Source organism: Mycobacterium sp. E1386 (genome assembly GCF_001672745.1).
Lineage (GTDB): Bacteria > Actinomycetota > Actinomycetes > Mycobacteriales > Mycobacteriaceae > Mycobacterium.
This window is the reverse complement of the sequence record NZ_LZKH01000075.1, coordinates 46346-57423: the sequence shown is the minus strand read 5'-3', so window position 1 is coordinate 57423 and position 11078 is coordinate 46346. Positions and strand designations below refer to the sequence as shown.

11 protein-coding genes are annotated in these 11078 nt (G+C 68.8%); 8 read left to right on the top strand and 3 right to left on the bottom strand.

Features of this window, described 5'->3' with window-relative positions:
* The coding region (gene glgP / locus A5709_RS08030; protein WP_231986937.1) for an alpha-glucan family phosphorylase at positions 1–1175 on the top strand (1175 nt) is incomplete at its 5' end.
* A gap of 2 nt (positions 1176–1177) precedes the next feature.
* Here glgP and A5709_RS08025 read toward each other — a convergent pair.
* On the bottom strand, positions 1178–3184 hold the full coding sequence (locus A5709_RS08025) for an ATP-dependent DNA helicase (protein WP_068119265.1): 2007 nt from the start codon (positions 3182–3184) through the stop codon (positions 1178–1180).
* Positions 3185–3198: 14 nt separating this feature from the next.
* Positions 3199–4512, bottom strand: a complete 1314-nt coding sequence (locus tag A5709_RS08020; protein ID WP_068119263.1) for a nicotinate phosphoribosyltransferase — start codon at positions 4510–4512, stop codon at positions 3199–3201.
* Positions 4513–4579: 67 nt separating this feature from the next.
* Here A5709_RS08020 and clpS point away from each other — a divergent pair, with 67 nt between their 5' ends.
* From clpS to rph, 7 genes are all read left to right on the top strand, one after another.
* Positions 4580–4885: an ATP-dependent Clp protease adapter ClpS gene (clpS, locus tag A5709_RS08015; RefSeq protein WP_067950984.1), complete on the top strand. Its 306-nt coding sequence runs from the start codon at positions 4580–4582 to the stop codon at positions 4883–4885.
* A 24-nt stretch (positions 4886–4909) separates the two neighbouring features.
* Positions 4910–5491: a DUF2017 domain-containing protein gene (locus A5709_RS08010; protein ID WP_067950983.1), complete on the top strand. Its 582-nt coding sequence runs from the start codon at positions 4910–4912 to the stop codon at positions 5489–5491.
* Positions 5488–6549 (top strand): P1 family peptidase, encoded by a 1062-nt coding sequence (locus A5709_RS08005; protein WP_067950982.1) that lies wholly within the window; start codon positions 5488–5490, stop codon positions 6547–6549. Before A5709_RS08010 ends, A5709_RS08005 begins: the two co-directional genes overlap by 4 nt.
* A 36-nt stretch (positions 6550–6585) precedes the next feature.
* Positions 6586–7260: a rhomboid family intramembrane serine protease gene (locus A5709_RS08000; protein ID WP_067950981.1), complete on the top strand. Its 675-nt coding sequence runs from the start codon at positions 6586–6588 to the stop codon at positions 7258–7260.
* Positions 7257–8084: a glutamate racemase gene (murI, locus tag A5709_RS07995; RefSeq protein ID WP_067950980.1), complete on the top strand. Its 828-nt coding sequence runs from the start codon at positions 7257–7259 to the stop codon at positions 8082–8084. Before A5709_RS08000 ends, murI begins: the two co-directional genes overlap by 4 nt.
* Before the next feature lie 127 nt (positions 8085–8211).
* On the top strand, positions 8212–8994 hold the full coding sequence (locus tag A5709_RS07990) for a cyclic nucleotide-degrading phosphodiesterase (protein WP_067950979.1): 783 nt from the start codon (positions 8212–8214) through the stop codon (positions 8992–8994).
* Between the two features lie 34 nt (positions 8995–9028).
* Positions 9029–9808, top strand: a complete 780-nt coding sequence (rph, locus tag A5709_RS07985) for a ribonuclease PH (RefSeq protein WP_067950978.1) — start codon at positions 9029–9031, stop codon at positions 9806–9808.
* Between the two features lie 37 nt (positions 9809–9845).
* Here rph and A5709_RS07980 read toward each other — a convergent pair whose 3' ends face one another.
* The gene (locus A5709_RS07980) at positions 9846–10946 is read right to left on the bottom strand and encodes a ferritin-like domain-containing protein (RefSeq protein WP_068012662.1); all 1101 of its coding nucleotides are present in this window, start codon (positions 10944–10946) and stop codon (positions 9846–9848) included.
* Positions 10947–11078 lie beyond the last annotated feature (132 nt).

Genomic DNA, 11078 nt, shown 5'->3' with positions numbered 1-11078 from the left:
TCGTCGGCCGGGTGCGACTTTCCGGCGACGATCAGCTGAATCGGCCTGTCCTCATCGAGCAGCAGGCGTTCGAGCCGCTCCGGGTCGCGCAGCATCAGCGTCAGCCGCTTGTACGTGGGCACCCGCCGGGCGAACCCAATGGTAAGCACGTTCGGCTCGAACGCCTGCTGCTCGATGAGGACAGGCCGATTCAGCTGATCGTCGCCGGAAAGTCGCACCCGGCCGACGACGGGGGGAAGGCGTTGATCCAGCAGGTGGTGCGCTTCGCCGACCGGCCGGCGGTACGCCACCGCATCGCGTTCTTGCCCGACTACGACATGTCCATGGCCCGGCACTTGTACTGGGGTTGCGACGTTTGGCTGAACAACCCCCTGCGGCCGCTGGAGGCCTGCGGCACCTCCGGGATGAAGAGCGCGCTCAACGGTGGGCTGAACCTGTCCATCCGCGATGGTTGGTGGGACGAGTGGTACGACGGCGAAAACGGTTGGGAGATACCGTCTGCCGACGGTGTGGCCGACGAGGCTCGCCGGGACGACCTGGAGGCCAGCGCGCTCTACGACCTGCTGGAGCAGGCCGTGGCGCCCAAGTTCTACGAGCGTGACGAACACGGGGTGCCGCCACGCTGGATCGAGATGGTGCGGCACACACTGCAGACACTCGGCCCGAAGGTGCTGGCCTCGCGCATGGTGCGCGACTACGTCGAGCAGTACTACACGCACGCCGCGCAGTCGCTGCGCAGGACCGTCGGGCCCGCCGAGGACGGTGCGGACGGCGCTGAGTTCGGCGCGGCACGCGAGGTGGCCGACTACCGTCGGCGCGCCGAGGAGGCCTGGCCCAAGATCATCATCACCGATGTGGACAGCACCGGGCTGCCGGATACGCCGGTGCTCGGCTCCAAGCTGACCCTGACCGCCACCGTGGCGTTGGACGGGCTCGCGCCGGACGAAGTCACGGTCCAAGCGGTGGTGGGTAGGGTCGACGGCAGCGACGCGCTGCTGGATCCGGTCACCGTTGAGATGTCGTATACCGGGACCGCCGAGGGCGGCAATCAGGTGTTCTCGACGACGCTGTCGTTACCGCTGGCCGGGGCGGTCGGGTACACCGTTCGCGTGCTGCCCCGCCACCCGATGCTTTCCTCCAGCACCGAGCTGGGTCTGGTCACCCTGGCCCGCTGACATCACGCGGGAAGGCCCTCCGACGCGGTGCGCAGCCGCTCGAGCGCGGCGCGGACCTGCGCCGGATTGGTGGTCTGCCAGAACGGCGGCAGCGAGGCACTCAGGTAGCCGCCGTAGCCGGCGGTGACCATCCGCGAGTCCAGCAACGCGACCACACCGCGGTCGGTGATGCGGCGCAACAGCCGACCCGAGCCTTGCGCCAGCAGCAACGCGGCGTGGCTGGCGGCGACCGCCATGAAGCCATTGCCGCCACGCGCGGCCACCGCTCGCTGGCGGGCGCCCAGCAGCGGGTCGTCCGGCCGCGGAAACGGGATGCGATCGATGAGCACCAGGGACAGGGACGGCCCCGGAACGTCGACGCCCTGCCACAGCGACAGCGTGCCGAACAACGAGGTCCGTTCGTCGGCGCTGAACTGTTCCACCAGCGCGGAGGTGCTGTCGTCACCCTGACACAGCACCGGCGTCGATAACCGTTGGCGCATGGCCTCGGCGGCGGCCCGCGCGGCGCGCATCGATGAGAACAACCCCAGGGTCCGCCCGCCGACCGCGGTGATGAGCTCTTCGATTTCGGTGAGCTGCTCGGCCGACCCGGTGCCGTCCCGGCCAGGAGGCGGCAGGTGGGCGGCGACGTAGAGGATTCCTGCCTTGGCGTGCTCGAACGGTGAGCCGACGTCGACGCCCCGCCAGGGCACCTCGGCATCGGCGCCGGTCAGCCCCCACGCCGCGGCCATCGCGTCGAACGACCCGCCGATTGTCAGGGTCGCCGAGGTCAACACGGTAGTGGAACGGGAGAACACCCGGTCGCGCAGCAGGCCCGCGACCGACAGGGGTGCCACCCGCAACACCGGGCGCAACGCCCCCCTGTTGTCCTCGTGATCCAGCCACACCACCTCGGTGCGATCCGGAATGGCGGGGGCGAACGACGACAGGACCCGTGAGGCGGTATCGGATATCTCGCTCAGGGCGGCTATCGCTTCGGCGCGCGCGGCGGCCGCCTTCGCGTCGCTCGTGGTGTCGATCGCCGAGCGTGCCGCGCCGGCCGCGTCGCGCAGGGCGGTCACGTACGTCGCCAGCTCCTCGTCGAGGCGATCGATGCGGCCCGGCGTGCCCTCGTGGATCGCCGCGGCGAAGTTGGCGGTCGCCGCCTCCAGCCGCTGCGTCAGCTCGGGATTCACCAACCGGGCGATCCGTCGCGCCGCGACGCCGAGGGCGGCCGGCGTCAGCTCCGCGGTCGCCACCGACGTCACCCGGTCGACCAACTCGTGGGCCTCGTCGACAACCAGCAGCGCGTGTTCGGGCAGTACCGCGGATTCGGCGACGGCGTCGATGGCGAGCAGCGCATGGTTGGTGACCACGATGTCGGCGGCGCCGGCCCGGCCGCGCGCCCGTTCGGAGAAGCATTCGGAGCCAAACGGACAACGGGCCACACCCAGGCATTCCCGCGCCGAAACGCTGACCTGGGACCAGGATCGATCGGGCACACCGGGTTTCAGGTCGTCGCGGTCGCCAGACTCGGTCGTCGACGCCCAGGTGGTGAGCCGCTGGACGTCACGCCCCAGGGCGGTGGCCGCGATGGGATCGAAAAGCTCCTCCTGCGGCCGGTCACCGGGGTCTTCCTCGGCCTCGGCGCCGCCATTGTGAATCTTGTTTAGGCACAGATAGTTTCGGCGCCCCTTGAGCAGCGCGAACTGCGGGCGGCGCGGAAGGGCGTCGGCGATCGAATCGATCAGCCTGGGCAAGTCCCGATCGACGAGCTGTCGCTGCAGCGCGATGGTGGCCGTGGACACGACGACGGGCGAGTCGTCGTCGATGGCGCGGACGATTGCGGGCACCAGGTACGCCAGCGACTTTCCGGTGCCGGTACCGGCCTGCACGACGAGATGCTCGCCGGTGGCGAACGCCCGCGCGACGGCGTCGGCCATCTGGAGCTGGCCGCTACGCTCACTGCCGCCGAGCGCGGCCACGGCGACGGCCAGCAACTCGGGCACGGACACTTCGGACGTAGTCAGCCCCTTTTGCTCTGCTACCGGCGGCCGGCGGGGATCAGCGTGGTCGGGATCGCGGGTTCGCCGTGGGAGAGGTTCAGCCCTTCCCAGGGCAGACTGCGCAGCCCGGAAGCTACCAGTTCACGCGCCGCGGCCACATTCGGTTTGGACACCACGTCGCCACCGCGGACCAGGGGGACGGTCAACACCCGGGACGGCTCGGTTACCGGGGGCCGGCGGCCAGCCGGATACACCAGCTCCTCGGTGGCGGTCCCGGATGTGCGCGTCAGGCGCAGCGCCTCCTTGCGGCCGCCGCGGGATTCCTTGTGGCTGCTGCGCTTTTGCACCGGCATTCCGTCGACCTCGACCAGTTTGTAGACCATGTTCGCCGTCGGCGCGCCCGAACCCGTCACGAGCGACGTGCCGACGCCGTAACTGTCCACCGGTTCGGCGCCCAGTGCGGCAATCGAGAATTCGTCGAGGTCGCCGGACACCACGATGCGGGTCCCGGTGGCTCCCAGGCCGTCGAGCTGCTCGCGGACCTGGCGGGCCAGCACGCCCAATTCTCCGGAGTCGATGCGGACCGCGCCGAGCGACTTCCCGGCGGCGGCCACGGCGTTGGCCACGCCGGTCGTCACGTCGTAGGTGTCCACCAGCAGCGTGGTGTCGACACCCAGCGCGTCGACCTGCGCGCGGAAGGCGGCCAGTTCGGTCACTTCGGCGGGCTCTTCGGTCGCGTGCAGCATGGTGAACGCGTGCGCCGACGTGCCCTGCGCGGGAATTCCGTACCGGCGCTGAGCCTCGAGATTGGAGGACGCGGCGAAGCCGGCGATATAGGCCGCACGCGCCGCGGCGACCGCGGCGTGCTCATGCGTTCGCCGCGACCCCATCTCGATCAGCGGACGATCCCTGGCCGCGCTCACCATTCGCGCCGCTGCCGACGCGACCGCCGTGTCGTGATTGAAGATCGACAACGCCAGCGTCTCCAGCACGACACACTCGGCGAACGTGCCGGTCACCGACAACACAGGAGAGCCGGGGAAGTACAGCTCACCTTCGGCGTAGCCGTCGATATCGCCGCGGAACCGGAAATCGCGCAAGTAGCGCAAAGCATCTGGATCCAGGAATTGCGCCAGCAACTGACACGCCTCATCGTCGAAGCTGAACTGCGGCAACGCTTCGAGCAGGCGTCCGGTCCCGCACACCACGCCGTAGCGACGCCCCTCCGGGAGTCGGCGCGCGAACAATTCGAAGGTCGTCGGGCGATCGGCGGTACCATCTCGCAGCGCCGCCGCCAGCATCGTCAACTCGTACTTGTCGGTAAGCAGCCCAGTTACGACCGGGTCGTTCATTCCATAACGGTATCGGCTGGCATCGGGGGCTCGGAAACCTCACCGGTCCCTCGGTATCCTGGGGGCCATGGTTGTTATGTCAGCGCCCACTAAGCCGGGCACTACAGGACAACGCGAGTCCGCTCCGGTAGACGTCACGGCGAGTCCGTGGGTCACGATCGTGTGGGATGACCCGGTCAACCTGATGACCTACGTGACGTATGTGTTCCAGAAGTTGTTCGGCTACAGCGAGCCGCACGCCACCAAGCTGATGCTGCAGGTGCACAACGAAGGCAGGGCGGTGGTGTCGGCCGGCAGCCGGGAGTCCATGGAAGTCGACGTGTCCAAGCTGCATGCCGCCGGGCTGTGGGCGACGCTGCAGCAGGACCGCTGACACTCGGGGCTGCGGCGATTACCTGTGCGCAAATGGAAGCGCGTCGAGACCGCGGACGGTCCCCGTTTTCGGTCCGCCCTGGCGTCGCACGAGGCCGCCCTGCTGAAGAACCTGGCAACCGCCATGCTCGGGTTGCTCGACGAGCGTGAATCATCCTCGCCCGCAGACGAACTCGAGCAGATCACCGGCATAAAGACCGGAAACAGCGATCCGCCGAAGGACCCGACCCTGCGCCGGCTGTTGCCCGACTTTTTCCATCCCGACGACGATGACCCGTCGGCTTCCGACGCCGCCGATAGCCTCAACGCCGCGCTGCGCAGCCTGCACGAGCCCGAGATCATCGGCGCCAAACGTCTTGCGGCGCAGCGGATGTTGGACACCGTTCCGCAAGACGGCGGCCGATTCGATCTGACCGAGGAGGATGCCAACGCCTGGGTGGCGGCGGTCAACGACATTCGGCTGACGCTGGGGGTGATGCTCGAGGTCGGGCCGGAGGGGCCGGAGCGGCTGCCCGCCGACCACCCGCTGGCCGTGCACTTCGACGTGTACCAGTGGTTGACCGTCTTGCAGGAATACCTCGTCCTGGTGCTCATGGGGTCCCGATGAGCATCGACGGCGGCCGGGCGAACGCCATCACCGACGTCGGAGGCATCCGCGTCGGTCACCATCATCGACTCGACCCCGACGCGTCCATGGGCGCCGGATGGGCGCGCGGCGTCACCGTCGTGCTGACGCCGCCCGGGACCGTCGGGGCCGTCGACTGCCGCGGCGGCGCGCCCGGTACCCGGGAGACCGACCTGCTGGATCCCGCCAACACCGTCCGCTACGTCGACGCGGTGTTGCTCGCCGGCGGCAGCGCCTACGGTCTGGCCGCCGCCGACGGCGTGATGCGCTGGCTGGAAGAACGCGAACGCGGCGTGGCGATGGATGGCGGGGTGGTGCCCATCGTGCCCGGCGCCGTGATCTTCGATCTGCCGGTCGGTGGCTGGGATCGCCGCCCGACGGCGGAGTTCGGCTACCTGGCCTGCGAAGCCGCCGCGAGCGGGGGTGCGCCGGCCGTCGGGAACGTCGGCGCCGGCGTCGGGGCGCGGGCCGGGGTATTCAAGGGCGGGGTCGGGACGGCTGCTACGACGCTGCCGTGCGGGGCGACCGTTGGCGCGGTGGTCGTGGTGAACTCGGCCGGCGACGTCGCCGACCGGACCACCGGCCTGCCGTGGATGGCGGACCTGATCGAGGAATTCGCGTTGCGGCCACCGCCGGCGGAGGAGATCGACGCCTTCGCGCAGTTGCCGACCGCGGCGACCCCGCTGGAGACCCCGCTCAACACCGTCATCGGCGTCGTGGCGACCGACGCAGCGCTGAGCGCGGCCGCGTGCCGGCGCGTCGCCGTCGCCGCGCAGGACGGCCTGGCCCGTACGGTCCGGCCGGCGCACACCCCGTACGACGGCGACACCGTGTTCGCGCTGGCCACCGGGGCGGTAGAGGTGCCGCCCCCGCCGGACGCGCCCGCCTCGTTTTCGCCGGAGATGCGGCTGGCGGCGGAGGTCGGTGCCGCGGCGGCCGATTGTCTGGCGCGCGCGGTGCTGGTCGGCGTGTTCGCCGCGGATTCGGTGGCCGGGATACCGACCTATCGCGACGTGTTGCCCGGGGCGTTTGCCCGATGAGAAGTTCTCCTCAGTTCGCGCCGGTAACCTGCAGCTATGGGTAAGACCACCGGGCGCCCCGGCCCACCGGCGACGTCTGCGAAGCGTCCCGCGTGGGTGGTCGGCGCGGCCACGATCCTCACCTTCGTCGCGCTGCTCTACCTCATCGAGCTCATCGACCAGCTGACGCGGCACTCCCTGGACGAGAACGGCATCAGACCGCTGGAGGCCGACGGGCTATGGGGGATCGTCTTCTCCCCGGTCTTGCACGCGAGTTGGCAACATCTAATGGCCAACACGGTGCCGCTGTTGGTGCTGGGATTCCTCATGACGCTCGCCGGCCTGAGCCGGTTCGTCTGGGCCACCGCGATCGTGTGGATCCTCGGCGGCTTCGGTACTTGGCTGATCGGGGACGTGGGCAGCTCATGCGGACCGACCGATCACATCGGGGCTTCCGGCCTGATCTTCGGCTGGCTGGCCTTCCTGCTCGTGTTCGGGATCTTCGTGCGCAGGTTCGCGGACATCGCGATCGGGCTGGTGGTCCTGTTGGCCTACGGCGGAGTGCTGCTGGGCGCCATGCCGGTGCTCGGCAGATGCGGTGGCGTCTCGTGGCAGGGGCACCTGTGCGGTGCGATCGCCGGCGTCGTCGCCGCTTATTGGTTGTCCGCGCCCGAACGCAAAGCCCGGGCGAAGAGAAAAGCCGGCGCCGCCACGCCGCGTCCCAAGACATGACGTCGCCGTTGGCGCCCGTCGGGATCTTCGACTCCGGCGTCGGCGGGCTGACCGTGGCGCGGGCCATCATCGACCAATTGCCCGACGAGGACATCGTCTACGTGGGCGACACGGGCCACGGGCCATACGGTCCGCTCACCATCCCAGAGGTCCGCGCGCACGCCTTGGCCATCGGGGACGACCTTGTCGGGCGCGGGGTGAAGGCGTTGGTGATCGCGTGCAACACCGCGTCCGCGGCTTGCCTGCGGGACGCCCGCGAGCGGTATGACGTACCGGTCGTCGAGGTGATCCTGCCGGCGGTGCGTCGTGCCGTCGCCACGACGCGCAACGGGCGCATCGGTGTCATCGGCACCCGCGCGACCATCAACTCGCACGCGTACCAGGACGCGTTCGCCGCCGCCCGCGACACCGAGATCACCGCCGTGGCCTGCCCGCGCTTCGTCGACTTCGTGGAGCGTGGCGTGACCAGTGGGCGCCAGGTGCTCGGGCTGGCCGAGGGCTACCTCGAGCCGCTGCAACGCGCCCAGGTCGACACCCTGGTGCTTGGGTGCACGCATTACCCACTTCTGTCGGGATTGATCCAGCTGGCGATGGGCGAGCAGGTGACGCTGGTGTCGAGCGCCGAGGAAACCGCCAAGGAGGTACTGCGCGTACTCACCGAGCGCGATTTGCTGCGTCCTCACCCGGACGATCCCGACGCCGCCCCGCCTTCCCGAGTCTTCGAAGCCACCGGCGACCCCGAGGCGTTCACCAAGTTGGCCGCGCGATTCCTCGGTCCTGCCGTCACCGGCGTGCAACCCGTTCACCACGTGCGGATCGACTAGTGAGGATCATGGCGACCCGTCTCGCCCGGCTTCGCCGCGCCGGCGATCGCCATGTGCCGATGGCGAGATTCTCATCACACCAATGCGGCGATGTTTTCGTCACGGTCCTATCGGGCATGGCACAGTAGTGTCCGTGCGAATAACCGTGCTCGGCTGCTCGGGCAGCGTGGTAGGGCCGGATTCGCCCGCGTCGGGATATCTGCTTCGGGCACCGGATACACCGCCGATGGTCATCGACTTCGGCGGCGGCGTGCTGGGCGCGCTCCAGCGCTATGCCGATCCCGCCTCCGTGCACGTGCTCTTGTCCCATCTGCACGCCGACCACTGCCTCGATTTGCCCGGCCTGTTCGTGTGGCGGCGCTACCACCCCTCGCGGCCGGACGGCAAGGCGTTGTTGTACGGGCCCGGCGACACCTGGTCCCGACTGGGCGCGGCGTCATCACCGTACGGCGGTGAAATAGACGACTGCTCAGACATTTTCGACGTTCGGCACTGGGTCGACGGCGAACCGGTCACGCTCGGCTCGCTCACGGTGACGCCGCGGGTGGTCGCCCACCCGACCGAGTCGTACGGCCTGCGGATCACCGATTCGACCGGCGCCTCGTTCGTCTACAGCGGTGACACCGGCGTCTGCGACCAACTCGTCGAGCTGGCGCGGGACGCCGATGTCTTCCTCTGCGAGGCCTCCTGGACCCACTCGCCGGACCGCCCGCCCGCTCTGCATTTGTCGGGCACCGAGGCCGGCCGGATCGCGGCGCAGGCCGGCGTTCGCGAGCTGCTGCTGACCCACATCCCGCCGTGGACGTCCCGCGAGGACGTGATCAGCGAGGCCAAGGCCGAGTTCGACGGCCCCGTGCATGCGGTGGTGTGCGGCGAATCTTTCGATATCCGCCGCTCTGAAAGGGTCTGAGCAAGCCGCGCGTGAGTTGGCTTAGGGTTACCGGGTGACCAGACGAGAAGACGGCCGCCTTGACGACGAGCTTCGCCCCGTAGTCATCACCCGCGGATTCACCGACCACCCGGCGGGGTCGGTACTCATCGAATTCGGCCACACCAAGGTGATGTGCACCGCCAGCGTCACCGATGGGGTGCCGCGCTGGCGCAAGGGGTCGGGGCTGGGATGGCTGACCGCCGAGTACGCGATGCTGCCGTCGGCAACCCATACGCGCTCCGATCGCGAATCCGTGAAGGGACGGCTGTCCGGGCGCACCCAGGAGATCAGCCGGCTGATCGGCCGGTCGCTGCGGGCCTGCATCGATCTTGCGGCGTTGGGGGAGAACACCATTGCCGTCGACTGTGACGTCCTGCAGGCCGACGGCGGCACCCGCACCGCCGCCATCACGGGCGCGTTCGTGGCCCTGGCCGACGCCGTGACCTACCTGGCCGCGGCGGGCAAGCTGTCCGACCCGCGCCCGTTGTCGTGTGCCATCGCGGCGGTCAGCGTCGGGGTGGTCGACGGCAGGATCCGGGTGGACCTGCCCTACGAGGAAGACGCGCGGGCCGAGGTCGACATGAACGTCGTCGCCACCGACACCGGGACACTCGTGGAAGTCCAGGGCACCGGCGAGGGCGCGACGTTCCCGCGTTCGACGCTGGACAAATTGCTCGACGTGGCGCTGGCCGCTTGCGACAAGTTGTTCGCCGCCCAGCGCGAGGCATTGGCGCTGCCGTATCCCGGTGAGCTGCCCGAGGGCTCGGCACCGCCGAAGGCGTTCGGCAGCTGAGCAAGCTTCTACCCGCCAGCGCCAAACCAGACTTGGGTTAGCTTGCGCCCGCCGCGATCACCTCGTCCACCTCGACGGCCCGGGCAGCCATCTCGGCGTGTGCCTTGTCCAGCGCCTCGGCCTGATCCTCGTCGGCCTTCATCAACGCCTCGATGTTGGAGTCGGCCAGGTCGTGGACACCCATCTCCCTGAACGCCTTCTGTACCTTTTCGCCCCACAGCCCGATGTCCTTGACGATCGGCACGATGCGGCTGAACAGGTGCGAGCGGAACTGAATCATCAGCGGAGAGGTGTCGACCCAATCGGCACACTCTTGAACGTCCATGCCGAGGGTCGCGAAAACCTCTTCGCCGCGGAACCGGTCGCGCATCAGATAGCAGGCGTCCACGACGAACTCTTCACGCTCGCCCCGCTCGGACTCGGTCAGCCCGGAGTAATAATCCTTCAGCGAGATTCGGCCGAAGGCGACGTGGCGGGCCTCGTCCTGCATGACGTAGGCCAGCAACTGCTTGGCCAGCGAGTCCGGCGCCGCCATGTCTCGCATCACCCCGAAGGCAGCGAGAGCGAGCCCTTCGATGAGTACCTGCATGCCGAGGTAGGGCATGTCCCATCGCGAATCGCGCAGGGTGTCGTCGAGCAGGGCGGTCAGATGCTTGTTGATCGGGTAGACCAGGTCGGCCTTGTCCTGCAGGAACCGCCCGAATGCCTCGACGTGGCGGGCCTCGTCCATGGTCTGGGTGGCGGCGTAGAACTTCGCGTCCAGGTCCGGGACGACCTCGACGATCTTGGCCGCGCACACCATCGCTCCCTGCTCCCCGTGCAGGAACTGCGAGAGTTGCCAGGCCTGGAAGTGCTGGCGCAACTCGGCGCGACCCGCGTCACCTGCGGCATCCCACATCGGGCTGCCGAACAACGGATGAAATTCGTCGGGCAGCGCGAGTGGGTTCGTCGGGTCGACGTCTTGCGTCCAGTCGATGCGCGACTGGGCGTCCCACTGCTTGTCCTTTCCCTTTTGGTACAGGGAAAGGAGTCGGGCGCGGCCGTCGTCGTACTCCCAGGTGAAGCGCGCGTCGCCGGCGCTGGGAACCTCCCATGAGTAGGGGTCTGGCACCTCGGTGTACTTGTCCCTCGTGGTCATGAGTTGCCGCCTCTCTGCCCGGTATGACCAGTGGTCATATGACACGTATCACAGTGCGCCGCGTGCGGCGGCGCTGTCAACCCTGCTGAAGTGAGTCGGTTTGATCGGCTGGATGAGCCGCAGATGAGCTCC